26 protein-coding genes and 1 pseudogene are annotated in these 26,507 nt (G+C 42.0%); 12 read left to right on the forward strand and 15 right to left on the reverse strand.

The window, feature by feature from the left end; translation table 11 throughout:
* Positions 1 to 198: 198 nt before the first annotated feature.
* The gene (locus V7K27_RS22305; RefSeq protein ID WP_334950258.1) at positions 199 to 1,260 is read right to left on the reverse strand and encodes a 1-acyl-sn-glycerol-3-phosphate acyltransferase; all 1,062 of its coding nucleotides are present in this window, start codon (positions 1,258 to 1,260) and stop codon (positions 199 to 201) included.
* Positions 1,261 to 2,278: 1,018 nt separating this feature from the next.
* Here V7K27_RS22305 and V7K27_RS22310 point away from each other — a divergent pair.
* Entirely contained in the window at positions 2,279 to 2,533 is a 255-nt protein-coding gene (locus tag V7K27_RS22310) for a helix-turn-helix domain-containing protein (protein ID WP_334950259.1), read from the forward strand.
* Here the strand turns inward: V7K27_RS22310 and V7K27_RS22315 are convergent.
* Positions 2,530 to 2,769: a hypothetical protein gene (locus V7K27_RS22315; protein WP_334950260.1), complete on the reverse strand. Its 240-nt coding sequence runs from the start codon at positions 2,767 to 2,769 to the stop codon at positions 2,530 to 2,532. The genes V7K27_RS22310 and V7K27_RS22315 overlap by 4 nt on opposite strands.
* Positions 2,770 to 2,882: 113 nt before the next feature.
* Between V7K27_RS22315 and V7K27_RS22320 the strand changes: the two genes are divergently transcribed.
* Positions 2,883 to 6,638: a hybrid sensor histidine kinase/response regulator gene (locus V7K27_RS22320; protein ID WP_334950261.1), complete on the forward strand. Its 3,756-nt coding sequence runs from the start codon at positions 2,883 to 2,885 to the stop codon at positions 6,636 to 6,638.
* A 216-nt stretch (positions 6,639 to 6,854) separates the two neighbouring features.
* Here the strand turns inward: V7K27_RS22320 and V7K27_RS22325 are convergent, their stop codons facing one another.
* Complete coding sequence (locus V7K27_RS22325) at positions 6,855 to 7,394, reverse strand: hypothetical protein (RefSeq protein ID WP_334950262.1); 540 nt, start codon at positions 7,392 to 7,394, stop codon at positions 6,855 to 6,857.
* A gap of 446 nt (positions 7,395 to 7,840) precedes the next feature.
* Here V7K27_RS22325 and V7K27_RS22330 point away from each other — a divergent pair, with 446 nt between their 5' ends.
* Complete coding sequence (locus V7K27_RS22330) at positions 7,841 to 9,055, forward strand: ScyD/ScyE family protein (protein ID WP_334950263.1); 1,215 nt, start codon at positions 7,841 to 7,843, stop codon at positions 9,053 to 9,055.
* Between the two features lie 294 nt (positions 9,056 to 9,349).
* Here the strand turns inward: V7K27_RS22330 and V7K27_RS22335 are convergent, their stop codons facing one another.
* The 6 genes from V7K27_RS22335 to V7K27_RS22360 form a co-directional block, all read right to left on the reverse strand.
* Entirely contained in the window at positions 9,350 to 9,745 is a 396-nt protein-coding gene (locus V7K27_RS22335; protein ID WP_334950264.1) for a type II toxin-antitoxin system VapC family toxin, read from the reverse strand.
* Positions 9,742 to 10,026 (reverse strand): hypothetical protein, encoded by a 285-nt coding sequence (locus tag V7K27_RS22340; protein ID WP_334950265.1) that lies wholly within the window; start codon positions 10,024 to 10,026, stop codon positions 9,742 to 9,744. The genes V7K27_RS22335 and V7K27_RS22340 overlap by 4 nt, the downstream gene beginning before the upstream one ends.
* A gap of 112 nt (positions 10,027 to 10,138) precedes the next feature.
* Entirely contained in the window at positions 10,139 to 11,344 is a 1,206-nt protein-coding gene (locus tag V7K27_RS22345; protein ID WP_334950266.1) for an aspartate aminotransferase, read from the reverse strand.
* The gene (locus tag V7K27_RS22350; RefSeq protein ID WP_334950267.1) at positions 11,341 to 12,531 is read right to left on the reverse strand and encodes an iron-containing alcohol dehydrogenase family protein; all 1,191 of its coding nucleotides are present in this window, start codon (positions 12,529 to 12,531) and stop codon (positions 11,341 to 11,343) included. Before V7K27_RS22350 ends, V7K27_RS22345 begins: the two co-directional genes overlap by 4 nt.
* Before the next feature lie 31 nt (positions 12,532 to 12,562).
* Positions 12,563 to 12,730 (reverse strand): hypothetical protein, encoded by a 168-nt coding sequence (locus V7K27_RS22355; protein WP_334950268.1) that lies wholly within the window; start codon positions 12,728 to 12,730, stop codon positions 12,563 to 12,565.
* Positions 12,731 to 13,031: 301 nt separating this feature from the next.
* Positions 13,032 to 13,553, reverse strand: coding sequence for a Ycf51 family protein (locus V7K27_RS22360; RefSeq protein ID WP_334950269.1), 522 nt, complete (start codon positions 13,551 to 13,553; stop codon positions 13,032 to 13,034).
* Between the two features lie 191 nt (positions 13,554 to 13,744).
* On the opposite strand from V7K27_RS22360, the gene V7K27_RS22365 reads away from it, so the two are divergent.
* Positions 13,745 to 13,921, forward strand: coding sequence for a DUF6888 family protein (locus tag V7K27_RS22365; protein WP_334950270.1), 177 nt, complete (start codon positions 13,745 to 13,747; stop codon positions 13,919 to 13,921).
* Complete coding sequence (locus V7K27_RS22370; protein ID WP_334950271.1) at positions 13,914 to 14,102, forward strand: DUF6887 family protein; 189 nt, start codon at positions 13,914 to 13,916, stop codon at positions 14,100 to 14,102. Before V7K27_RS22365 ends, V7K27_RS22370 begins: the two co-directional genes overlap by 8 nt.
* A 133-nt stretch (positions 14,103 to 14,235) precedes the next feature.
* Here V7K27_RS22370 and V7K27_RS22375 read toward each other — a convergent pair whose 3' ends face one another.
* From V7K27_RS22375 to V7K27_RS22385, 3 genes are all read right to left on the reverse strand, one after another.
* Complete coding sequence (locus V7K27_RS22375) at positions 14,236 to 14,754, reverse strand: hypothetical protein (protein WP_334950272.1); 519 nt, start codon at positions 14,752 to 14,754, stop codon at positions 14,236 to 14,238.
* A 523-nt stretch (positions 14,755 to 15,277) separates the two neighbouring features.
* The gene (locus tag V7K27_RS22380) at positions 15,278 to 16,630 is read right to left on the reverse strand and encodes an O-antigen ligase family protein (protein WP_334950273.1); all 1,353 of its coding nucleotides are present in this window, start codon (positions 16,628 to 16,630) and stop codon (positions 15,278 to 15,280) included.
* Positions 16,612 to 17,454, reverse strand: a complete 843-nt coding sequence (locus tag V7K27_RS22385; RefSeq protein ID WP_334950274.1) for a YaaW family protein — start codon at positions 17,452 to 17,454, stop codon at positions 16,612 to 16,614. Before V7K27_RS22385 ends, V7K27_RS22380 begins: the two co-directional genes overlap by 19 nt.
* A gap of 116 nt (positions 17,455 to 17,570) precedes the next feature.
* Here V7K27_RS22385 and V7K27_RS22390 point away from each other — a divergent pair.
* From V7K27_RS22390 to V7K27_RS22420, 7 genes and pseudogenes are all read left to right on the forward strand, one after another.
* A pseudogene (locus tag V7K27_RS22390) lies at positions 17,571 to 17,701 on the forward strand (NAD(P)-binding protein); the annotation flags it as partial.
* Between the two features lie 193 nt (positions 17,702 to 17,894).
* Positions 17,895 to 18,314, forward strand: a complete 420-nt coding sequence (locus V7K27_RS22395; RefSeq protein ID WP_334950275.1) for an STAS/SEC14 domain-containing protein — start codon at positions 17,895 to 17,897, stop codon at positions 18,312 to 18,314.
* A gap of 254 nt (positions 18,315 to 18,568) precedes the next feature.
* Positions 18,569 to 18,898, forward strand: coding sequence for a lecithin retinol acyltransferase family protein (locus V7K27_RS22400; RefSeq protein ID WP_334950276.1), 330 nt, complete (start codon positions 18,569 to 18,571; stop codon positions 18,896 to 18,898).
* 938 nt (positions 18,899 to 19,836) lie between these two features.
* On the forward strand, positions 19,837 to 20,772 hold the full coding sequence (locus V7K27_RS22405) for a bestrophin family protein (RefSeq protein WP_334950277.1): 936 nt from the start codon (positions 19,837 to 19,839) through the stop codon (positions 20,770 to 20,772).
* 100 nt (positions 20,773 to 20,872) lie between these two features.
* Complete coding sequence (locus V7K27_RS22410) at positions 20,873 to 21,709, forward strand: alpha/beta fold hydrolase (RefSeq protein WP_334950306.1); 837 nt, start codon at positions 20,873 to 20,875, stop codon at positions 21,707 to 21,709.
* A 56-nt stretch (positions 21,710 to 21,765) separates the two neighbouring features.
* The gene (locus tag V7K27_RS22415) at positions 21,766 to 21,921 is read left to right on the forward strand and encodes a hypothetical protein (protein ID WP_334950278.1); all 156 of its coding nucleotides are present in this window, start codon (positions 21,766 to 21,768) and stop codon (positions 21,919 to 21,921) included.
* Between the two features lie 6 nt (positions 21,922 to 21,927).
* The gene (locus V7K27_RS22420) at positions 21,928 to 23,649 is read left to right on the forward strand and encodes a serine/threonine-protein kinase (protein ID WP_334950279.1); all 1,722 of its coding nucleotides are present in this window, start codon (positions 21,928 to 21,930) and stop codon (positions 23,647 to 23,649) included.
* Between the two features lie 257 nt (positions 23,650 to 23,906).
* On the opposite strand, the gene V7K27_RS22425 is transcribed toward V7K27_RS22420, so the two are convergent.
* The 3 genes from V7K27_RS22425 to V7K27_RS22435 all read right to left on the reverse strand — a co-directional run bounded on the left by V7K27_RS22425 (position 23,907) and on the right by V7K27_RS22435 (position 26,288).
* On the reverse strand, positions 23,907 to 24,281 hold the full coding sequence (locus V7K27_RS22425; RefSeq protein WP_334950280.1) for a hypothetical protein: 375 nt from the start codon (positions 24,279 to 24,281) through the stop codon (positions 23,907 to 23,909).
* A gap of 168 nt (positions 24,282 to 24,449) precedes the next feature.
* Entirely contained in the window at positions 24,450 to 25,238 is a 789-nt protein-coding gene (locus V7K27_RS22430) for an ABC transporter permease (RefSeq protein WP_334950281.1), read from the reverse strand.
* Positions 25,239 to 25,295: 57 nt separating this feature from the next.
* Entirely contained in the window at positions 25,296 to 26,288 is a 993-nt protein-coding gene (locus V7K27_RS22435; protein ID WP_334950282.1) for an ABC transporter ATP-binding protein, read from the reverse strand.
* Positions 26,289 to 26,507 lie beyond the last annotated feature (219 nt).

The following is a 26,507-nucleotide window of genomic DNA, read 5'->3' on the forward strand; positions in this document are numbered from 1 at the left end:
GTTTCCCCCCTTATAAAGGGGAGGGAACCGGATTTTCTTGTTTCCCCCCTTTATAAAGGGGAGGGAACCGGATTTTCTTGTTTCCCCCCTTATAAGGGGGAGGGAACCGGATTCTCTTGTTTCCCCCCTTTATAAGGGGGGATTAAGGGGGGTAATCATTCGATTAGTATCACTACATACCACTTTTCAAACAACCTCTTACAGCGTGGATTTATTTACCATCAAAGTAATTTTAGTTTGCAGTTTTTCTCGTAATTGTTGCGCCTGTTGATAGATTGCTGCACGCCCTTTAGCGGAGTGAGTTTTTAACCCTACTTGTTCCAAAGGCTGAATAAAGTAACGTAGGCGAGTTCTCATTGCCCAAATTCCCATTGAAGGAAACAGAATTAAGACAAACATTAAAGGCGAGAAAGGTAAGAATGGTAATTTGACTAGTCGTTGCAATTTGGTGAAATTAACAGCCCAAGGATGTAAAGATTCACTACCGATGCAAACTACTGGCAGAATGGGAGTTTGATAGCGATCGCTCAACTTAATAAAACTCACATCAAACTTTTCTAGTTGATAGCGTCTTTTCCAACCTTTCAGAGGGCCGCGGATACCTTCGGGTGCATATAAGAGAATTTTACCTTGAGGGTTTGCTGTTGGCGTTGGCACTGCGATCGCTACCTCAAAATCATCTAATTCGGCTCGCACACCACCCAAAACCTGCGACCATTTAGGTGGTAGCCACCAAATCACCCAAGGATGCTCAAATAATGCTGGACTTGCTACGGGTTGGACTGTCCATTCTCTAGCTTCACTTAATAAATAACCCAAGGTCAAAAAATCCCAAGGAAAACACATCCCGGCGTGATTCATTGCCACAATCAATGGCCCTGTTGGCGGTAAGTTTTCGACTTGTTGCAATTCTCCCCGAAAATAGTATTTAACGATGGGGCTGAGAACTTCTTCGCTAAAAGCTTGTTGATATTTGGGATCAAATTCACCAACTTCTTTTCGGGGTGAACGAAAACCAAGACGCAACCAACGACTCAGCAACGCCAGATAAAATCCGCCTGGAATTAAAAATAATCCATATTCTGGCCAATTCCAACCATCTGGATCGGTTTGATAGTGCTGCCAATGGCGGTTGAATAAAATTAGCCAGCCTGGAGGATACCAAAGACAAAACCAATCAAACCAGCTAAATATATAACCTTTACTTCGTGCATTTTCAAGTTGAGTGTTTAGGGGCTTTTCAGAGTGTTGATTAATCAAAATAGTGATATGAATTAGGCAAAAATTTTATTTAAATATTATCATATTTTTACAGCTTTGCCATTGACATCTTACCTGAGAATTAAAATTAACTACATATTTTTTTGATAAAAATTTTAGATAGTGTTGCCAAAATTAGCGAGGATTTGGAAAAGCTTATAAATGCCAAGTATTAAACAGGACTTACGCAAACAATAGCCAAAACCCTTATTTTCAGGTAGGGGCAATTCATGAATTGCCCCTACAGCGTGTAGTTTTGCGTAAGTCCTATTAAATAAAACCTCACCCCCAACCCCTCTCTTTGGTAAGGAGAGGGGAGATAAAGCATAACCCCTCTCTTTGGTAAGGCTACGGTGTACACAAGTTTCTCTTGACGCAATTTACAGTTTATCGAATAGCCCAAAGAAACCTCACCCTGGTTCTGCTACGCAAAACCTGTCCCTCTCCTTAGTAAGGAGAGGGATGTTAGTAAGGACTCTTTGAGGTTTTGTTTTGGGTTAAGCATTTCTTCCTTTTCTTCCTTTGCGTTCTTTGCGTCCTTAGCGGTTCGTTAAAAAAATTGACTTTGAGAAAAAGTTAAGTGGGAGATAAAACACAATCCCCTCTCCTTACTAAGGAGAGGGAAGATAAAGCACAGCTTTATCGGGGTGAGGTTAAACTGTACAATGTAATGCACCACCCATAAATTGTTGGCGGTGTGTGATGGCTGAAAATTATCAAATCGCCTTGCATAATACTATTGTGGCATCATATACCAGACAAAGTTTAATGGGAGCATCTCAATGAGTGTAAAAAGCCTTATAAAACCTCACCCCAACCCTCTCCTTGGTAAGGAGAGGGAGCAAGAATTTTATTTCTCTTCTGGTATATTTGCTTTCACTGAGATACTCCCACAGTAACTAATGAAAACTGATATCGGTATTCCACCAAAAGATGAAATTGATAACTACTGATGACTGTTTAAATTCTTCCTCAAGCTGGAGACAAATGGCGAGACAACTGTCCTAATCTTCTTATTATGGAACTAGGAAAGCCACTAAAAACTTCAGATTTAATCCGTGAACTTCGGCAGCAACTCGATCTTTCTCAGGAAAAGTTTGCAGCTAAGTTGGGAGTTTCGGTGCGAACAGTCAATCGCTGGGAGAACGGATCTACATTGCCTTCACAGATGGCACTTAAGCTAATTGAAGAAATGTTACACAAGATGGGCAAAGCAGGCAAAAAACTAGTGAACGAGTATCTCCCAAAAGCAGAGCAACGGGAGGACTTCTAAAATGATCGTGAAAGTACCCGAAAAAATTTTGATGATGCGTTCTCGGTTAACGTGTCGCGGAAGTCCCTACCTTCAATGTACTCAGAAGGTGGGGATTGTGAGCGGGGGATGAGGATTTCATCTGGAATTGATTTAAAACTCAAGTAAAAACTTTCTTCCAGATGTATGACGAATCCCCACGATTTTCTGGTAGGATAGTGAATATCTTGACCATCAATGCCACAAGCGAAAACCATTAGCTTTTAGGTATATGTCGCAAGAGAAAGATTTGGGTCTTGGGAACCAGGACTCCTGCCCTTGGAGGGAATGTCAGACCAAAAAAACTACGGAGTTTTTGAGGCTATTCCCAATGAATTGGGAAGCCCCGTCCGTCTTAGGTTGGGGTAGTTCACTAGCTTATGGTGTGATGATTCTGGCAGTGATAGCGGCGCTGCTGCTGACGCGATTGTTGTTGCCAGTCTTCGATCCGAGCGTATTTACATTATTTTATGCTGCTGTGGCAATCAGTGCGTGGTATGGCGGCATGGGACTTGGAGTGCTAGCGATCGCCTTATCTGTTACAAGTGCCTTTTACTTTTTTATCGAGCCAGTCTACTCGTTTGATATTGTTAGCCTGAGCGTCTTGGTACGATTAACCACATTCTCACTAGTCTCTTTCTTAATTACTGCCCTCTCTTCAAAGTTGCGAACTGCTAGACGCAAGGCAGAGACAAGCCTGAAGTTGTTGCAAAATAGCGAAATGCGGTTTAGCCGACTGGCAGAATCTAACATCATTGGGGTGATTGTAACTGATATGAACAACGGCTCGATCATCGAAGCTAATGATGCTTTTCTGAAGATGGTCGGCTATACGCGAGAAGATTTGTCTGCTAACCAAATGAACTGGCGCAAGATTACCCCACCTGAGTATCTTCTTTCAAGTGAACGTTCAGTAAAAGAACTGAAAACTACCGGAGTCTGTAAGCCCTTTGAGAAGGAATATATTCGTAAAGATGGCGATCGCATTCCCGTTTTGCTCGGTTCTGTCCTTGTGGGAGATACTCAAGAAACAGTCATTGGCTTTGTTGTAGATTTAAGCGAACGCAAACAAGCAAAAGCGGCATTACAGCAAGCCAATGAGCGGAACACGCGCACTCTGGAAAACATGAGTGATGCATTTGTTACTCTAGACAGGGACTGGCGAATCATCTACCAAAATGCTGAAGCAGAGCGAATTAACGGCAAACCCCGGACAGAGGCGATCGGTAAGTCGCACTGGGAGGAGTGGCCTGCATCAGTAGGTACGAATGTAGAACGCCAGTACCGACGAGCGATCGCCGAACAGATTCCCGTCCACTTTGAGCATCACTACTACTTCCCAGCCAAGTATGACCTGTGGCTGGAGATTCACGCCTACCCCTGTGAAGATGGTCTGGACATTTTCTACCGTGACATCAGCGAACGCAAGCAAGCAGAGAAGACAATCCAAGCAAGCGAAGAACGCCTCAGAAGTTTTGTGAAAGCAAATGTAGTTGGCATTCTCTTTGGTGATGTGAATGGTGCGATCGCTGAAGCCAATGACGAGTTTTTGCGAATTGTCGGCTATACTCAAGAAGATATCCAAGCAGGTAGATTAAGCTGGAGTCAGATCACGCCTCCTGAGTACCAATATTTAGATGAGTTGGCTATTGCCGAGGCCAAAGCTAAGGGAACTTGTACTCCCTATGAAAAGGAATGTATTCGCCAGGATGGTTCCTGTGTTCCGGTTGTAGTTGGCTACTCTCTATTAGGAGAATCTCGCCAGAACTCAGTTGTATTCATTCTCGATATTAGCGATCTTAAACAAGCTAAAAAAGCGCTGAATCAGAGTCAAGAGCAATTTCAAGCTTTTATGGACAATATTCCAGCCGCAGCCTGGATTACAAATGCAGACGGACGCGTACTTTATCTCAGTCCAACTTATCTAACCACATTTGATTTAGCAACAAATAAGGCGATTAATAAAAACATTTTTGACCTCTACCCAGCCGAAATCGCTCAACCTTTGCTGGATAACATTAGAATGGTTGCCGAGACGAATCAGGTTGTGGAAACGATCGAATCTGCCCCACGCACAGATGGCACACTGGGGGAATTTTTGGTATATAAGTTTCCCATTGCAAATGCATCTGGACAACGTTTGGTAGGAGGGGTTGCAGTTGATATCACCGAACGCGAACGCGCCCTTCGTGAACGCCAGCTTGCAGAACAAGCCCTGCAAGAGCGCAGTGAAAGACTGAAACTTCTCTCTGAAACAACCAGCGATTTGCTTTCAACCGAGCGCCCCTTGGATTTAATGAACAGCTTGTTTAGCAAACTCTCGGCGCAGATGGATTTGCATTTTTACTTCCACTATCTAATTGATACACACGAAAATAAGCAGAAACTTCGGTTAGTAGCTTGGAACGGGATTAGTGATCAAATATTTCAAGCAATTGAATACCTAGAATTTAATCAAGGGATGTGCGGACTAGTGGTGCAAGAACGCCGTCAAATCGTCGTTAATGATGTGCTGCACTCTACTCATCCAAATGCCCAGATCCTCAATGATTTGGGAATCACAGCCTATGCAGGTCAACCGTTAATTGCTCAGGGAAAACTGCTTGGTGTCCTCTCCTTTGCCAGTCGCACCCGTACACACTTCACTTCTGGGGAAATTGCTCTATTACAAGCAACCTCCGATCAGGTGGCGGTTGCTCTGGAACGCGCTCAATTAATGGCTTCGTTACAGCAGCAAAAAGAGCAATTAGTCCAAGCTAACCGGATCAAAGATGAATTTTTGGCGGTTCTTTCTCACGAACTTCGCACGCCGCTAAACCCGATTTTGGGATGGTCGAAGTTATTGCAAACTAAAAAGTATGATGAAGCAACTACCACTCGCGCTCTTGAAACCATTGAACGCAACGCCAAGCTTCAGACGCAATTAATTGAAGATTTGCTGGATGTCTCTCGGATTTTGCAAGGTAAACTCAGTTTAAATATTGCTCCTGTAAATCTGGAAAGTGCGATCGCCGCAGCAATAGAAACTGTACGTTTAGCTGCTGAAGCCAAATCGATCAATTTGCGATTGACGATTTTAGACTTTCCTGCGGAACGCTACGCGAACGGCTTGGCTCAGTCGAACGGCTTCGGCTTGGCTCAGTCGAACGATTTTGGATTAGGAAATCCTCACGATTTTAACAAGGAACCTGACAATCTCAAATCCGAAATTTCAGTTGCGCTGGAAGCAGACCAAAAGGGCGACTCCAAATTTCTAGTAACAGGTGATTCCGGTCGTTTGCAGCAAGTTATGTGGAATCTCCTTTCCAATGCGATTAAGTTTACGCCCCAAGGTGGACAGGTAGAAATCAGTTTAGAGTCTGTTGGTTCTCAAGTTCAACTTCGAGTCAATGATACAGGTAAGGGAATTAGCCCAGATTTTTTACCATTCGTATTTGACTATTTCCGACAAGCTGATGGTGCAACTACCAGAAAATTCGGCGGACTGGGATTAGGATTAGCTATTGTCCGTCACATCGTAGAGTTACATGGCGGCACAGTTAAGGCAGAAAGTTTGGGCGAAGAACAGGGAGCAACCTTTACAGTCATACTACCACTGATCAAGATTCATCTAAATAGCCAGCAGAATGTCTATCAAGCTGATGATTTGCCTGATTTAAATGGGGTGAAAGTTCTGCTTGTGGATGATGAGCGTGATACGCGAGAGTTAATTGCTTTCATTTTGGAGCAATCTGGCGCCATAGTAATCCAGGCTGCATCGGCTGTGGAAGCACTGCGAGTTATGCCTGAGTTCCAGCCAAATCTGCTGTTAAGCGACATTGGAATGCCGGAAGTAGACGGTTATATGCTGATGCGTAAAATTAGGGCTATGTTACCAGAACTGGGAGGGGAAATTCCCGCGATCGCCATAACCGCTTATGCAGGTGAGGCTGATTACCAGCAGGCAATTGCCGCCGGATTTGGGCAGCATATCACCAAACCTGTGGAGCCAGCGAAATTAATTCGAGCGATCGCTAACCTGATTTGTGATTGTAGCGATTTGAAAACTAACTTACAACCCTTGGAAGCTCGAAAAAAACATAATTAAAGAAGTCGGAAGTCGGAAGTACAGTTTTGTAACGGGGATAAAGACTCATTGCCACAAAACTTGCGGCTTCTTTTGTAGCCGGGGACTTAAACCCACCGAATGAAAGTTAACGATGAATGGCACGCTTGAAAAGCCAAAACCCTTGTGCTTTAAGCAATGACAAATGACAAATGACAAATGACAAATGACTAATGACAAATGACTAATGACAAATGACTAATGACTAATTTTGCTTAACCAAATCACTAAATCATCTGCATCAATTGCTATCTCATGTCCTAAAGTTTTGACATACAGAATTCCATCACTAATGATTAAATCTCTGATTGGATACCATGAATCTCTTGTCTGGATTAAAAGATCCGATTGAATTCCTAGTTGTAAAGCATTCTTGCGATATTTCCACCAAGTTCGCCATAAAATGACAGATTTAGTACATTGCAACCTATAGTTATTAGGGATTTGGCAGTGTTGATAGTGATAGAAACCATGACTATCTATGTTTCCTTTTAAAATATAATTAGATTCTGGCAAAGTCTGATTCAATAATTCCCAATGGGATGAGTTAGACAAAATCAAGAATTCAGTTAGTGGGCTATTTAGTTGGACAGTGGCGATTACGCCTTCAGCCTTTGTTGCCAGATTGCTAATGTTATGAACTGTTTGTGCTGTTAAAGAACGATTTGCCAATAAAATATCTTTTTTCTGGATAGAGCTGCCGACAAATTCTCGAACTAAATCTAAATTAGATAACATAAAATTATTTATACTAAATTAACTACTGGTGTAATTTCTAGAACACTCTGTAGATTAGTAAATACACTGCTGTTATCCGCAAATCAGGATAGTTTTTCAAATCGTCATAAATCTTGCTCTTTTCAAACCTCGTTTCCAGCCAGAGGCTGGAAATGCTGCTCGTTGCGGCTCTGCCGCAAGTCTTGAGGCGGCAGCCCTCTCGGAATGCATTCCCAGTCGGAGACTCTTGACGAGACAATCTTAAAAGCTGCTTAGAGACTGGCTTTCACGTTAAGTTGACACGCATGCCCCATGCCCCATGCCCAAAAACTCAATTCCCTTGAGTGGGTGGAGTTTTTCATGTGTTGCAAAAATTTTTATCAATGGTATAATGCAACTGAAAATTAAGAAATTCAGATTTCAACTGGTATATTCTATTACGCAAATTTAATTTTCGGACGGGTTTAATGAAACTAAACCAATTTGGGATTACATTTTTGAGTCTTTGTATTGCGGCTTTTTCGGGAATGAAAGCAGCAGAGGCGGCATCGTTTTCGGTAATTGCCGATGGTCTTAATAATCCACGGGGTCTAACTTTTGGACCTGACGGCAGCCTCTACGTCACAGAAGCAGGAACAGGCGGAAATGGAGCTTGTGTTCCTTCACCGAGCGTTGAAAACCAATCTTTATGTTATGGCACAACTGGTGCAGTGACAAAAATTGGAGATGGTACGCAAAACCGTATACTTACAGGACTTCCTTCTTTAGCACTATCAGATGGTACTGATACTTCTGGGCCTCAAGATATCAAATTTGATGCTACTGGTAAGCCTTATATTGCGGTTGGGTATGGTTCAAATCCCATATTTCGCGCCAGATTAGGTAACACTGACTTAGGAAAAATCATCACTGCTAATTTCAATACAAATTCCTGGACTAGTGTAGCTGATTTAGCTAATTATGAACTTGCAAATAATCCTGATAAAGGCGATGTAATTAGTAATCCCTTCTCTCTTCTTTTACAGGGAAATAATATTGTTGCAGTTGATGCCGGTGCCAATGACTTATTCAGTGTCGGGACTGATGGAAGTAATCTGAAGGCGATCGCCACAATTCCCCGGCAGACATTAACTAATCCAGTTTTTCCCTCTGGTGCATCGTCATCGCCATTTGAAATCCAAGCAGTACCCACAAATGTCGCCAAAGGCCCAGATGGTGCTTATTATATTAGCGAATTAACTGGTTTTCCTTTTCCAGAAGGTAAAGCAAAAATCTATCGAATTGGTTCTGATGGTAAACCAACAGTCTATACTGATGGCTTTACCCAACTTACTGACTTAGCTTTTGATCCTGATGGTAATTTATATGCTTTGCAATATGCTAATCAGTCACTCTGGAAAGGTAATCTAGATGGTTCTGTGATTAAAATAGCGACCGATGGAACTCGCACAACTATTCTTAGTGGCAATGGACTAGAGTCTCCTACTGGTTTGACTATTGGTGCTGATGGTGCTATTTATGTGGCAAACCGAGGCGATCGCCCTGGACTTGGACAAGTTCTCAAAATTGAGAATCCCACGTCTGTTCCTGAATCTAGTTCTACTTTCAGCTTATTAGCGCTTCTTGGCACTGCAAGCGTTACTTTGTTGCACAAGGGTAAAGCCACTGGACTTAAGAACTAATTAATACAGGACTTACGCAAACAATAGCCGAAACCGTGATTTTCTTCTTAGGGGCAATTCATGAATTGCCCCTAGAGGATGTAATCTTGCGTAAGTCCTATAATAGTAAAGCTGAAGCTGCGATCGCGCTCTCGTCCGCCTACGCGGAGTAAGGGAAATCAAGGGTTTTGAAGCCTGGGTCGGCAGGCTTTGTTCAGGTAGCCGCGATTTTAATCGTTAGGTGCAAGATATGAGTTTACCAATTTTTGAGCGTAACGCCTACACTATAAAATTAGCAATCGACGCACTTAACATTCAGGGGAGAATTCTTTTTACATCAGAATAAGCAAGTATTTTTTCATCTACACTCACCAAAGGAACATTATAGATTCTTGCTGTTGAAACGATAATTCTATCAGCTGGATCTTTATGAAAATTACCTGGAAGTGAGTAGGAATCAATGGCAATTTGGGGAGTGATTGATAGAAGAATTACTCCCTCTTGTGCCAAAGCAATATTAAACCATTCTTGAATCGAACAGGGAAGAATTAACTTATTTTGGGTAACAAGTCTGCTAATCTCTAACAAACTGATGGAGCAAACACCTAAACCATGAGGTCTTTCCCTATTTATTGCTTCACGGTGGGGAGGAGTCAACTTTGAATCATTGTGATTCCACCAAACCCAAATATGAGTATCAAGAACGATCACAAATCATTCACTTCAAAATTGAGATTCATTTCCCAATCATCAGGAGAAATAACGGGTTCATTCGGATCTGCTAAATAAGCGTAGGGTTGCATTTTTACAAGCGGATTAATGGCAAATTTGCCTTGATTCTTAGAAGAATAGCTAATTTGCCCAAACTTTTCTTGAATACTTTCCCTCAAAATAGAAGAAGCTAGTTCTTCAACAGATATTTCTTTTAAAGCCGCAGCTTTAATTAGAGATTCTTTAGTTTCCTGACTGATGTAAATATTAGTACCAATCATTTTCCACTCTATCTACTTTTTTACATGATATCAAACATCATCAGCAAAAATTTTAGTTATGCAATGTTGGGTTTCCTGACTCTAATCAACTGACAAGATCAGCGATCGCTTCTCAAGTAGAAACTACAGCTTCAGGTTGATAGCGAATGCCAGCTTGCTTGAAGCGATGTAAAGCTTCACCCAAGCGATCGCAGTCGGCAATCAAACTGATCCTGACATAACCCTCACCCGCAACCCCAAAGGCATTACCTGGAGTCAGCACAACGCCTGTTTGTTGCAACACGTTCAGGGCAAAATCTGTGGAACCAATGCCAACGGGACACTTCATCCAAAGATACATTGTCGCCTTAGTTTTGGGGATATCCCAACCCAACTCTCCTAATCCTTGAATCAGGAAATCGCGGCGGGTACGATAGCGTTGTTGTACCTCGTGCAAATACACATCTGGCAGTTGTAAAGCTGTTTCGGCTGCTGTTTGCAATGCGGCAAAAATGCCGTAATCCAAGTTAGTTTTCAGCGTCCGCAAACCTTGAATTACATGGCGATTACCCACCACAAACCCAACGCGCCAACCAGCCATATTATAGGTTTTAGATAAGGTGTGAAATTCCACACCAATATCTTTGGCACCAGGAATTTCTAACAAGCTAGTGGGTTGATAACCATCAAAAGCTAACTCGGCATAACACAAGTCATGCACCAACAAAATTTCATATTTCCGGGCGAAAGCGACGATTTCTTCAAAAAATTCGCGGGGTGCGGTGGCAGCAGTGGGATTGCTGGGATAGTTAAAATAGAGAATTTTAGCTTGTTTTGCAATCTCGTCAGGAATCGCAGCTAAATCAATTAACCAGTCATTTTCTGGTTTGAGAATCAAGCTGTGGATTTTCCCGCCTGCGATCGCAGGGCCGCGAAAATGTGCAGGATAAGCTGGGGAAGGAACCAGAACTAAATCACCAGGGTTAACAAAGGCGATCGCTAAATGGGTTAATCCTTCTTTAGAACCGAGTAGCGGTAAAGCTTCACTATCAGGATCGAGAACCACACCATAGCGGCGATGATACCAGTTGGTGATCGCACGGCGGAAACTAGCAGTCCCCTCAAAAGGAGGATAACCGTGATTAGCGGGATCTTTCAAGGCTGCGATCGCCGCTTCTACCACTGGTGCTGGTGTTGCACCATCGGGGTTTCCCATACCCAAATCAATTAAATCTAACCCTTGTTCCCGTGCTTTCGCTTTTAGTTCATCTAAACGGGCAAATACATAAGGTGGCAGTTTTTGTATGCGTTCTGCTGGCACAATCCAATTTAAACTCATAAAACCTCGTCACTGATTCCCTGGGGCGAAACTCGATTTATAGTATCTCTACTATCTATAGGTGCAGTGGTAGAAACCATTGCCGCCATCAACTGTTCTGGCGCGACTTTAAATGGTAGTCGATGGATGTCAGAATTAGGAACTAGAGCAATTTCAGTGGCTGTTTGCAACTGCCCTAATGTAATATTGCCCAATCCCAAATCGCTTAATTTTTGGGGTAGTCCAATTTCTGTGTAGAACTTTAACAACTGTTGTCGTGCTGATGCTGCTAGTTGATTGCCTTGTAGCATTTCTTCTAAACGCAGTTGTACCAAAATTCCAAAAGCAACCTTTTCGCCATGAATACTCTCATGTCCCGAAATGTGCGTTAAACCATTATGCACCGCATGGGCCGCAACTGTACGACACTGCGCCCCTCCAAGTCCCCCAACTACCCCAGCTAATAAAACAGTGGCGTCTACGACTTCTCGCCAAACTTCACTACCTGGTTCTTTCAAGGCGGCGGCTGACTTTTGCAAGAGGATATCTCGCAAAACTCGCGCTTGTTGCACCGCCGCAATAATTAAAGTATCTTGCAAATGCCCACTGCTAACTGAGGCTTCATACCACTTAGCGATCGCATCACCAATTCCAGCTACTAAAGTACGTTGTGGTGCAGTTTTAATCAAGTCATAATCGAGTATCAATAAATCGGGACAACGAGACAGCCCCACATCGTAGAGAAACGCCCCATCTTCGGAATAAACATTCGACAAAGCACTCCAAGCTGCACAGGTAGCCCCGGAAGTCGGAATTGTCACCACTGGTAACTGTAACTGCTGCGCGACTAATTTCGCTGTATCTAGGGCTTTGCCGCCACCAACACCGATAATCACATCAGTTTTATGTTCTTTTGCCGTCTTCTGTAAAGATTTCAGGCTAGCTTCGCAGCAATCTGCACCATAGGAAGCTTCGACAGTATGTAACTGTTGCGTTTCTAAAACTGGTTGCAAATTCTTTCGGCTGATGGCGAGAGTAGACTCACCTGCCACAATTAAGGGACGACTTCCCAAACAGGCGATCTCGGCTGCGGCTGCTTGCAACACCCCAGAACCACGGATTACTTTTGCTGGGGAAACTGTGAGGGTAAAAAATGAACTAGAGGTTTGAGTAGACAAAGAAGGTTCAGTAGAAAATTTATTAGGCATATAATCTAGTTTGCCAAAACCTTGATATTTCTTAAACTAATAGACAGGCGATCGGGGATACTTGTTGCCAAGCTGGTTTTTGGATGGCTCCAATCTTACACCCGGTTGATTTGGATTTGAGCCAAGCAAGGAAATAGACAAAGCTTGTTGCCGACTGATTGAGTAGTTTCACGACCTTGCTTGAATCTATGATGCCCATTCACCTGAAATTCCGAACTATCAAAGTTTTGAATAACCGTATTAATTAATTAACATTACCATTGTCAGATTCTCAAGAAAAGCGATCGAGAATTGATCATCTGTAGATAGTCATGCTATTTCAGACAATCCTTAGCTATAAATACATAGGTAGGGGCGTGCAAATATACGCCCCTCTGATCCTCTTAACAAACTCCGTGGGTTTAAGTCCCCCGGTTCTATAACCGGTAAGTTTTGGGTCGGGGTCAAATCCCCGTCCCAAAACTTTACTTCCGACTTCCGACTTCCGACTTCCGACTTCTTTAAGCGGTAGGTTTTGGCAATTGGGCGAAATTGTCTGTATAAATTTCGACTGTGATTGGGGAATTTTGATGAGAAGCGAGCGATCGCTTCACCTCACCCAAGTAAACTGGTACAGAGATCCCTGTTTCCGGGTGGACAATGGTACGGGCGCGAACTGTCAACTTGTCGTCTTCCTGTGTACCTGAGCGACCATAAGAAAATAGATTACTAGCTGCTTGACGTAAAGTTGCTTCTAATTGTGTGGGTGTAATTTGGGGTGATGTGGCAATCACCGCTTGTGTTGAGCCATTGTCATAAACTAGAGTGTAGCGGACTGCTCCGGGAATCACAGTCCGACTCAAAGGAACTATCGAGAGTCCAAATAAACCAGCCGTCACCACTAGCATAAAGCCAGTTGCACCCACCAGCCGAAAGCGGATGCCCCATTTGAAAATAAAAGCCAAAACTACTAAGGCAGCAAATACCAAGGTAGCTATACCTGACCATTGGGTGTACTGAAGAAAGTTAGCTGTTGTGAGCATAAGTTGGTTAGTGAGGCGTATTTTTTTCGTTACCGACACACCTATTTTACCGAAAGCTTACACCATAAGGGTTATCGTAGTCTTTGATGCCAATCAGAAATATTGGGCGCGTAGACGCAGAGCGGCTTGTCGTCAGACATCGCAGTCATAATAAAGTTTAAACTTGCGTTTAGCCTAAGTTTAGGGGTGAAATGGAGCCAACCTCAGAACAATTGAAACAGTTATACAGAGTCTTGACTTGGCTAACGCGAATGTATCTCCCGGTTTATTTAGTTACCTTAGATGAGCGAACAGATAACATCGTAGTAATAGCAGGTGAAGAGACAGTTGTAGTAATTAATCCAGAAGCAGACGTTGATTATGAATAAGCCTAACTTTAGAGAAATGACACGCAAGCAATTGCGAGATTATATCTTACAAAATCGTGGCGATACCGAAGCAATTCACGCCCTAGCATTACACGTTCAGTCTAATGGCAAACGTCTCAATTCAGTAGAAGAGCTACAACAAGTCATTCAAGAAAAACGCCGCCAAGGTTTAGAGCCTTAACTTGCTTCCCGGAGGGTAACTGAGCGGAGTCGGAGCCACCCCGCCTCCGAGCTAGGTGTTGATGTTGCGGGTCTTCAACCCTTTAATTTACGATAGCTAAAACTGGTATTACTTTTCCAAATTCCTCAGTTATTCAGAACAGTATTGGCTCACCAGAGACGATATGAGAATTTTTAGATGTCTGCAACTTAGTTTGAACACTATCAATGATTGCTAGCCAGTCAGCATCTTTGTTCCATTTGGAGTCAATCCGGGTTTTAGTCGCCGCGTCGTAGACGTTACAAAAAACTACATTTTCTTCTCCAGCAGTTGCAGCGATAATCAGGGGCTTGGAAAAGTCCTGGATTAGCGATACAGCTAAAAGGAAACTTTTAGCAAAGTTCGTTTCTATTCCAGTCCTAATAATATAAATTTCATCGGCTCTCACAACAATGTCTAATTTAATGTTGTCCCTTTCTCTAAATTCTTTCGTCGTTAATTTAAGTTCTGATATATACCCAGTCAGACCTGTCTGTTGCACAGGAATAGTGATTTTATTATTTATATCATAGTTATACCACAGGTAGGATTCCCCGCTTAATTCTCCTTTCTTCACATACAAATAGATTGGTTCTGGCGGGTTACAAAGACCTAGTTTAATTTCAGCAATCATCTTCAATGTTCCTTTATGAAAGATAGAATTTTTGTAGATATTCCATCAAATTGAATATTTTTTACAATTGTGCTTAACTGAAGAAAAATAATACAGCAGAATTCAGAATTCAGGGGTCAGAATTCAGAAGTAAAACAGCTTTTACACCAGGGTTTGAGACTTTGGTTGTGTACCTCACCAACTTGAAATGCGCTGTAAATATACAAAAGGGCATCTACAAGAGATGCCCGTCATGCAGGAAAAACCGAAAAGGTTCTCCCTACACCTTCCCAACAATCAGCAACTGTGACTAATTAAGTATTAGCCACGCTGTATAGTAATATTATTTACTCAAAAATTCCGAATGTCCTGAGTGTATACACTGAAAAGTAACTAATAGCTACTCTCAGTGCCTAACTGACTTGAATCAAAAGACCTCTAAGAGGAAGGGAGCATCTCAGTGGGTGCAAATATACCAGATGAGAAACCTCACCCCAGCCCTCTCCGAACCCACGGAGAGGGTTGGGGTGAGGTTTTACCCCCGTTACAAAACTGTACTTCCGACTTCCGACTTCCGACTTCCGACTTCTTTAAAACGATGTACTACTCCACAAATGGCAGCCAAAATTAACCATGAGAGCGCATTTAAACGCAACTCGAATATAGTTACGTCTACTGTATTGAATAGAACCCACGCCACAAAAGCCAGAAGATAACTGAAAAATATCAATCTGTCTTGTGTATTGATATATTTTGACTTTCGCAGTAATTGGACACCTATAATCAAAATCCAAGCGAGTAAGCCACAAAATAAAAAAGTACTCGGAAAACCAGTTTCAGCAGATAACATCAAAAACAAGTTATGGGGATGACCCAAGGGAATCTGCATCTGTGCTTTGTAGAGTCCACTAAAACTGCGTAAGCCCCAGCCAGTCCAAGGATGTTCCTCAGCTAAAGACCAGGCAAACTCCCACTGAGTTTTTCGCATTAAAGCGACTGGTCTATCTGGATACATATCGTCATTTAACCTTGCCCAAAAGAAGGCAGGAACGTACTGACGAAAAAATTGAGCGACTGGCGAGGGCGCAAAAGCTGCCAAAAGCACGCTAGAGACGATCGCAGCGACGCCACCCACAAGAATGCGCCAACCTTGGTAGAGTGCATAAGCTAAACAGGCAAAAATAGCGATCGCCCACCCATTGCGCGAGTTGGTGAAAATCAAGGCAATGAAATTCGCAATCACCGCCACGGTTAGGAAAAGAAAGGGGAGTGGCAAGTGGGGAGGAAATGACTGTTTATTCTTGACTTTTAGTTGCTGGTAGTTTTCTAGCCACAATCCTAGACCAAGGATGAAAACTATCGCTAGATAAGCAGCGAAGGTGTTAGCGTGCATGAAGAGTGAAGCGATGCGACCTGGCGGATTTCCTCCTGGTCTGATCGTCCAAGCAAAGACAATCCACAAAATCTCGAACTTCAAACTCCAGCCCAAAAATAACTGTCCCAAACCGATAATTATCACTGGCATGGAACCGATCACCAAAATCCAAGCCATTTGTCGCAATTGGGCAAATGTTTGAATCAGAGTGCTATGAGCAGCGAAAACTAAAAAGAATGGTAATAAATTAAGTAAGCCGACGAAAGCTGTTGTCTTGTCTTGGGCAAACCCAGCAGTCACGATTAGCAACACACTCAAAAGGGCAAATCCCCAGTTGAGGGGGCGGCGACTAATTTTGCGGTATTGTTTAATCCAAGTTATTAATGAGACAAAACCTATAGTCACCGCCCCCAATAAAGGACTCACTGAGAAGATTAACAGTCCCCATAGAGAGTAGTTCCAAGAAGATTGCCAAGGAGACTTGAAATAGTAAAAAACCTTGTTCAAGCTGGCTCCCAACATTCCTCACGAGTGAGGCGAATTTGAGCTAAGGCGAAGATGGTAGGGATGATCCGACCATAGTTAGTGGCGATCGCTCTCCACCCCAAATCTGCAAAAAACCAAGTCCACATTATCGGCCCAATCACGGCAAACATCGTGCGGGCTGCCCCATAACGAGCTGCACTCACAGTCATACCCCGTCGAGCCATTTGCATAGCTACATAGCTTTGAAATTGCGTTGTAGCGGCTTCTGAGCCTGTAATCACTGCTTGTTTGGCTACTTCATAGGTAGCAAAGTGGATGGCAAATTGACGGGCAATTTGCTTAAGTACAAGTGGTTGGAGCATCGAAGTCACAGCGATCGCACTACCGCCTTTGAAAAGTAACCCCAAGGGGTCACGTTGCAATAAAAGTGGTAGCGGTTGTTTTAGTTCTGATTTGAGCAGCTGACGCTGCACCTGTACAGTCAATTTTTGCTTTTCCTCTTTAGGCAATTTTTTCCACACCTGTCCTAGCAGATGCAAAAATACTTCTGCTTCTAAATCAATAGTTGCCAGTTGATTAGAATAGGGAATTTTTAGATACTTACATACTTGAACTAACGCTTGTCGATAAGTTACCTGGCTTGTGCGTCCCCGCAATACCGTCATCCCATCTGCCGCCAAAAAGCGAAAGCGACCCTCTAGTGAGTCTAGCCAAGCTTTGCGGTCTTGGCTTTGTATTTCGATAGGTTCGGGTGTGTGTACATAGTCTAGGGGATTGAACTTACGACTAAATAGAATTGCCGTTAAGTCTTGTAATTCTTCTTCGGTCGCTAACTCTAGCGCCACCCTCATTTCATCCAATTTCCCATCCTCCCTTCCGTGCAGCTTTCTGTACCTTATTCTATTATTAGCTTTCAGCAGTCATTAGTAGTAATTTTGTCCTTTGATAATAACCAATAACTAGGGACTATTGAATCATGACTGATATTGCAGTCATTGGTGCCGGAATAGCCGGTTTAGTCTGCGCCAGTTAAGTCAAGCTGGATATTCGGTGCTAGTGGTGGAAAAGTCCTGTGGTTTGGGAGGAAGACTGGCTACAGGCCGCTTGGATGAAAGATTAAGTATCCTGCTCTTGGGGTGTAAACTTTGACAAGTACTAAGTTCAAATTATATTACCTGGCATCGCACTTTCATTTAGTCAAGATTAGGAGTGCGATCGCTTAACTATTTTGCCTTGCAAACACTCACTGTTATGAGTCAGTTGATAGAATATCAATAAGTTAGCTGGTGAAATCTCAAAAATGTCAACAGTGAAAGTTGAAGTACAACTATCTTCTGAAGAACTACTAAAGGCAGTTGAGCAGTTAAATCAACCAGATTTAGAGCGATTTGTATCTCAAGTTATCGCCCTACAAGCGCAACGAAAAGCTTTTATTTTGCCACGACGCGAGGCTGAATTGGTATTCAAAATTAATCAAGGTATTCCTTCAGATACTCAGAAGCATTACAACGAATTAATTGTTAAAAGAGAGGCTGAAAATCTTACAAACAATGAGTATAGAGAGTTATTACACTTAAGTGAACAAATAGATAAACTGCAAGTACAACGCATTGAATATTTAGCATATTTGGCGCATCTGCGGGGGATTTCACTGATTGTTTTGATGGAAAATTTAGGAATTCAGACGCAAATGTATGTCTCGGTTGAGTCGAATGAATAAGGATAGGTGCGATCGCACTTCTTATTTACTTCATATTTTGCAACTTTCTCTCTATAATATTTCATATTTTTCTCTTGATATAACCCAAAATTTACTTAGATAAAATTCTAATTGTTATAACTGTATACTTAAATATTCTTACTCTAACTTTATCGGAAACTTTTACGGCTTTTACTACTGACAAATAAATTATTATCCTCATAATCTGTATCTAAAGGATTACAAAGAATGTAGTCCGATAGAAGAGGTAAATCATGGCTAAAGGGGATCATATCTACGTCAGTTTTTGGATTGACGGCAATCCTTTGACTCATCATGGAATTGATAGCGGTAATGATACTGTTATTCATTATGATGGTAAAAAAATTTGCAGAGTATCTAAGACTGAGTTTGCTAAAGGCAAGACGATTTATACCAAGGAGTATGGAAATTGCGATCCACCTGATGTTGTACTTCAAAGAGCAAAATACAATTTGTATGAGGAAAAGTACAAGCTAATTTTAAACAACTGTGAGCATTTTGCCTCTTATTGCAAGACAGGTAAGCATAAAAGTGAGCAAGTGAATAGGGTTGCAGTGTGTTAGGTTTCCGAGGCTTTGATGTTACGAAAAATACTTTTCAAACATCCTCTTAGACTAGATTGCTGATTTTAAACTCCAATAATTAAAAAACTCCAGAAATGTTTGTGGCAAATCTGGAGTCAGGAAAGATACGCATATACCTGTATCAACTTTTAACCATCAGATAACCCTACGTCATCAGGGTATACACTCAAATCTAGATAAAGGTGTCTGAGGATAAGCCACTGTGCTTCTGGTTTACACACCTTCTGTGTTGGAAGTACGCAAAACAGCCCCAGTTCATCTGAGGCTGTTTTGCGAGAGTTGTTTGGCAGGAGGGGTATATCAATAAGTGATGCCCCATGTTAGATATAGATAATTCAGTATGTATCCCTATTCAGCCGTGTTCTAGCACATCCGGCTGATTTGCAAAATTCTGATTGCTTTTTCCAAAAAGAAACTCCAGATGCGCTTAAGGCATTCTGGAGTAGTAACAGGTTTCTAACATCAATCTATTCTTACCTATGCGATCGCCAGATGTCGTTGGGGTATATACTCAAATGTATTTTATGTCGGATCATCCGCCAATTGAACAGCAAGTCAACTTAACGTTAAATCGGCGGTTAGAAACCGCACGCCAGTCGTCTCTCCCTTTGGAGAAGGGAAGACGCTACGAGAACAACAGGGGAAATACGCACAGCGCTGACTCGTCTACACGAGGCTTTACCCACCTCCGTGGGTTTCAAACCCTTAATTTTTCCTTAGTCCGGCACAGAGAGAAGTCTGAGCGCCGGAAGCCCTCGCTCAAAAATTCTCCTATGGTCGATGTTGCGCGAACGGAGCTAACTTCGTTTGTGTAGCTGCGTACTCCTAGGTCGAAGCAAGCTACGCGTCAGCGTGCCGGAGGCTCTATTCTATTTGTCCAGGCTCAATTTGACTAAATATTCTCTAAGGGTGATTGTATGACAGCCGAAAAAATCACATGGCTACGCACAACATTACAACTTAAAGGTTCGGTGATTAAAGCAATTTATAAACATATTTTATGGTGCGGAGCTTTCGGATTTTTGATTTCTCTACTTTCCCATTTTGATGTCCCTGTATCGCAACCGATTTTAGGAAGTGTTATTCCTAGTATTGTATTAGGTTTGTTACTTGTATTTCGGACAAATACTGCTTATGAGCGATTTTGGGAAGGGAGAAAATGCTGGGGTTCTCTAGTAAATAACATCCGAAATCTGGCCCGGCAAATTTGGGTATCAATTGACGAAATTTCTCCAGAAGATAAAGAAAATAAAATTACAGCATTAAATTTATTGGTAGCTTTTGCTGTGACAACTAAATTACATTTGCGGGGAGAAGCAGTCAATAGCGAGTTAGAAGATTTAATGCCATCTAGTAAGTATATAAAACTGAAGATTATGAATAATCCCCCCATAGAGGTTGCCTTTTGGATAGGAGATTATTTACAGGAGCAGTATCATCGCAATTGTCTTAATAGCTACCAGTTAACATCTATGCAAGAATTATTGAATAATCTTGTGGATAATTTAGGTGCTTGCGAACGTATTTTAAAAACACCTATGCCATTAGCTTATTCTATTCATCTGAAGCAATTATTGTTACTATATTGTTTCCTGTTTCCATTTCAAATAGTGGAGAGTCTGGGTTGGTGGACAGGTTTAATTGCTGCGTTCGTTGCTTTTACAGTATTTGGGATTGAAGCTATCGGCTTGGAGATAGAAAACCCCTTTGGTTATGACCCTAATGACTTACCTCTAGATGCGATTTGCGAGACAATGAAACGCAATATTGACGATTTAATTACTCTAACTCCAAATGCGCGATCGCATCCAGCTAATTTGACTGACCGATTGAGAAAAGAGCATCAGGTTTGAATTTTAAGGCTTGGTTATAGCTGTCAACTCCCATCTCACCATCTTTTTTCGCAGTATTATATAAACGCGAAACTATCTCTTCATTGGTGGATGTGCAATGATGCCTGTACGTCAAACATTATCAAAGCCTGATATCCAACTTTCTTACTTAGAGTGGAACCAAGGTCAAGAACCTTTACTGCTGTTACACGGCTTAGGCGACCATGCTCTAGTGTGGTCTAATTTAGGAGATTACTTAGCGGCAGACTACCACATAGTTGCACCAGATATGCGGGGACATGGCCAAAGTAGTAAGCCTGAGAGAGATTATAGCTTTGAAAGTGCGATCGCAGACCTCGAAGCACTAATGGATCATCTCGGATGGACTTTTGCCCATATTGTCAGTCACTCGTGGACAGGCAAATTAGCCGCTATCTGGGCAAGGCAAAACCCAAAGCGTTTGCAGAGTATAATTCTAGTCGATCCGATTTTCATTTGGAAAATGCCCAGCCTTTTCAGGCTAACTTTTCCGATGTTGTATCGCTTCTTGCCTTTTCTCAAAAGCATGGGCCCCTTTGCCAGCCATGAAGAAGCCGAACAACAAGCACAGCAGTTAAAGCAATATCAAGGATGGAGTTCCTTACAGCAGCAAGTTTTCCAAGCTGGAATAGAACAAAAACTCGATGGTAGTTGGGGCAGCAAATTTACTATAGCCGCCCGCGACGGTATTTTTGAGGAAGTCATGCAAGTGCCTGGTTTTACAATCCCCCTTGATACCCCTGCCCTCTTTGTCCAACCAGAACAAGGTCTAAATCGCCAAGATTGGCAAATCAAACCCTACAAAACCTATCTCAAAAACCTCCGCATCTGCCAAGTTCCCGGCAATCATTGGCCATTTTTGACACAACCAGAGGCATTTAACCAAACTGTAGCAGCTTTCTTAGCAGAACACAGATAGAAAATCTGATATTAGACGGGATTATCATTACGACAACAGAAGAATTAATAGGAGCGATGTCTAGGGGAATTGGGCATGGCGCAATTCCATTTTGGATTTTGGATTTACGATTTTGGATTAAATTTCAATCTAAAATCTCAAATCTCAAATCTCAAATTCTTACTCCCTCATCTCCCCCACTCCCCACTCCCCATTCCCCACTCCCCAGTTAGCCACTCATGAGCCTTTGTATCAATCCCGTTTGCCCTAAACCAAATCACCCGAATAATCATCAAAACCGCTTTTGTCAAAGCTGTGGTTCCCATCTGGAATTGCTAGGGCGTTATCGGGTGACGTGCTTATTGAGTGACAAAACAGGGTTTAGTAAAGTTTATGAAGCATACGAACAAGATACCCCTAAAATCCTCAAGATACTCAAAGAGAATCTATCAGGCGACGCCAAAGCAGTAGAACTATTTCAGCAAGAAGTAACCGTATTGCGACAACTCAAGCATCCCGGCATTCCCAAAGAAGATAGTTACTTCCAGTATCAAACCCGAAATGGTTTAGTTTTGCATTGCATTGCAATGGAAAAAATCGATGGGTACAACTTAGAACAGTGGCTACAGCAGCATAATCAGCCTATTTCTCAAGAACAAGCGATCGCCTGGTTAAAACAGTTAATAGAAATTTTGGATTTAGTGCATAGCAAACATTACCTGCATCGAGATATTAAGCCATCTAATATCATGATTAGATCCCCCCTTGGGAAGAGTTGGGGGGATTTGGTACTGATTGATTTTGGCACCGCCACTGAAATTGACAGAACCTACCCAGACCAACTCAGCAACGGCGACGGGATGACAGCACTTATGTCATCTGGCTACAGCGCTCCAGAACAAATGAATGCTCAAGCAGTACCGCAATCAGATTTTTTTGCCTTGGGACGCACCTTTGTATTTTTACTCACAGGATACCATCCCTTAGATATGTATGATATGCAGCACAATTTGTTACACTGGCAAAATCATGCTACCCATATTTCACCCTTACTATTGAATTTAATTGATTGGCTAATAGCAACTGATATAGAAAAGCGTCCTGCGAATACTCAGGAAATTTTACACCGCCTAGAAGAAATTGAAACCCAACTAACAGAAACTACTTCTACAAATATTAATTTAGCAGGCAATCTTAACACCGAGCAGTTGTCCCCGCCAATTACTAAAACTTTGTCGCCTCCAGATAAACAGCCAGAAGAAGTACGACTACTGGCATTTTTTGCAGCCCTGCTAGTGATATTAGGATTACTTAGTATAGTGGCTTTAGCAACGCGGACATCAAAATTTACTTTGATGGCAAATTCCGAACAATCTCCAGATAAAAAAGGTAAGATTGATTATTTTCCTTATAAAGAAGGTAGGGACAGTCAGGGGAAGGTAGCGGAATTTAATATAGCTGTTTTATCACTAGAATATAAATGGCTTTTAGGTAGCAATTTTCAAATTAAATATAATGATGAAATTATTAGCCTAGACCTTTTAAAGTTGAACTTAGAACAAGAAGGTATACAAAATATAATGGAAGCTCCCAGTGAGATTATCTCTGTAGGTACAGCTTCTTGCAAAGGTAATACAGCAGTTCAAGAACGTGTGGCTTTAGAACGTTCCAAACAAATACAATATTTAGTGAAAAGTTTATTTATTAATACACCAAGCGTCAAAGGTTATCGGATATTAAATTTGGGACAATTTCAACGGAGTGATTGTCAGGCAAATCAAGATTTAACTAAATATCAGAGAAGTATTATAATAATTGGGGTTAAAAAACAATCAGCAGGTTTAATTCTGGATGAGGCATTACGAGATAGGTTGGAAAAGAAACCTTTTGCTGATTTTAAGTTAGAAGATTATTCTTTGGGGTCGGCGGAAAAATTTAAGACGATACCAAGTAATTTATAAAATCTCTCGCAAAGTATATAGGACTAGTATTTGATTTTTGAAATGCACGTAGTGGACCCTCTAGGCTAAAATAGTGGATTAGACGTAGACGTAGGTTGGGTGGAGCGGAGCGCAACCCAACATATATATGTCAGGTATATCAGGATGTTGGGTTACTCAAAGCCTCCACCCAACCTACAATTTTTTGGAACTTACGAATAATTGCAATTTCACTGTTTATAGCTTAACCGAACCGTATTGGGAGATTGGAGATTGGGCTAAATATCAAAACTTTTTGTAAGATGAGCTTTTAACTGTTCTCGATAATCATCTAAGCTTTTGGATTGACACGATATAGGATGAACTTGTATCATCCCTCTCCAATACTTTATTTCTTGGTCGTCCAGTAACATCTGAGGTTTTGGCAAAAATGCCTCAAAAATATCTAAAATTCCAAGTTCCCTTGCAGTATTCTTCGCATACTCTAAACCACCCGAACTCCAGCAATAGAGTTTAGCCCCCTGTTTTTTAAGTTCTTTGACATGTTTTATCGTTGCAGTAATTGGTATTCTTTTACCACCATAACTTCGGACTAACGTGTCATCTATATCAACATAGATATAAAATTCTTGTGGTGAGTTGCTACTTTGCATGGATTTTTTTGCTAGCTTCGTATTAGAAAGCGCTTGAGTTCAGCAAATGATGAGGTGAGATATGTCAGTGTTCGAGAAATCTTCTTTTATCAGGAAATTTTTCAACAGGCACGGGAAAAAGCGATATGAGAGGAGAGGCTATTGACCATTGAACTGGTTTTGGAGTATTTAAGCTCCCATCCCAGAATACCGCTTCAAACCCGCACGCCAAAGCAAGCGATTCGCACCCAAAAATACTAATATCCATCCCAGTATTGACCAAAATCCCCGCCCTATATCCACGGGTAGCCCTACCAAAAGACTCGCAGGAAAATTAATCAAATAGGGAAAAGGCGTAAACATCACTATTTTCTGCACAGGTTCTGGAAAGACCTCTAAAGGTGCTATCAAACCAGATAAAAATAAATAAAACAACAACCAGAAATTTTCTAAAGCGCTAGCCCGTTCTGTCCAAAAGGCGAACATGGCAAAGGTGTACTGAATCATAAACCGCAAAGCAAAAGCTAGCACTGCGGCCAATGTAAATAGCAAAAATCTACTCAAACTTGGTACCCAAAAAGCCTGGGGATAGAGAATAAAAAACAATGCCACTAAGAGAAAAGCAAACATTAGGCGGGCAAATCTTTCAGAAATATGCCCCGCAACATGATGCCATACTGGGTCAAGTGGTTGTAGCAACCTGGGTGAAAGCTTGCCTTCCACTACCTCTCTTTCAAAGTCCCAAATTACCCAAACAACTGTGAGTTGTCTAACAATGAAAACCGTGATAAAGTAACGGGCAAAATCCACAGGTGATAGCCCAAACTGTCCCCCTTGTGCCGCCTGTATCCAGACACCCATGAGGATAATCGGTAAAGACCCAGCTAAAACCCATAAGATTAGTTCTGCCCGATATTCAACCATATAGGCGTAGTATACTAACAGCAAAGTTAGAGCTTTTCTAATTATCCGCTTCATTTATTCACTTCCCGCGACAAAAATTACCCAGAATTATCCACTCTTGTACAGACGCGATTAATCGCGTCTCTCCACAACACCTGCCTGAAAAACTCGTCCAATTACTTCCTCTACAGGCGGCTCGGTGACAGTTAAATCAATTACCTCCAAATCCGCCAAAATCTGAGAAACGGTGCGGGTGAGCGCCTCTCTCGACACCATAAAACGCACCGATCGCCCTTCTAAAAGTTGTACATTACCATAGGTCATAAGTTTTTCTATCGGTAGAGGTTGGGCTAACTCTATATGGACTTCCCGATAAGGAGCAAAACTTTCCAGCAGTCCATTTAAGCTACCGTCATACATCAGCTTCCCCTGGTGAATCAACAGCACCCGTTGACACAAAGCTGTGATGTCAGCCATGTAATGACTCGTCAACAGCACTGTAGCTTGATAACGCTGATTGTAGTCGCGCAAAAAATCGCGCACTGCTGCTTGAGCATTTACATCCAATCCTAGCGTTGGTTCATCTAGGAATAATACGTGGGGACGGTGCAAAAGTGCTGCTAGCAATTCCGCTTTCATTCGCTCACCCAAAGAGAGTTTCCGCACTGGTTGGGTAAGTTTGCCTTCTAGAGAAAGCATCTCTGTTAATTCCCCTACCCGCCGTTGGAACTCTTTATCAGAGATGTCGTATACAGCAGCGTTAATTTTCAAAGAATCCAGCGCTGGCAAGTCCCAAATTAGCTGCTGCTTTTGCCCCATTACCAAGGTAATTTTTTGCAAAAATGCTTCTTTACGATGAAACGGAATTTGTCCAGCGACTGTGACTGTACCGCTAGAAGGATGAATCAGCCCTGTGAGCATTTTGAGTGTGGTGGTTTTACCAGCACCATTTGGCCCCAAAAACCCCACTACTTCACCAGGGGCAATTTCAAAGGAAACATCCTGAACTGCTTTAATTGAGCGGTAGGTGCGGTGAAAAAAGTGGGTGATTGTACCTTTAATACCCGGACTTTTAACTGCTACTGGATAAGATTTACTCAGATTTTCAGCAATGATGATTGACATATTTTTTATATTAGAATCACAGATGTAAGTAAGTGGGCAAGAATAAATTAAACGATGTTACGTAATATAAGTTTAATTAAATTGGCTATTAGTAAGGACTGGAGCCGCTTACTACAGTGAGCATCTCAATGAGTGTAAAAGCCTTGTAAAACCTCACCCCAACCCTCTCCTTGGTAAGGAGAGGGAGCAAGAATCTTGTTTCTCATCTGGTGCTAGTGA

This window comes from Nostoc sp. (assembly GCF_036919575.1).
Lineage (GTDB): Bacteria > Cyanobacteriota > Cyanobacteriia > Cyanobacteriales > Nostocaceae > Nostoc.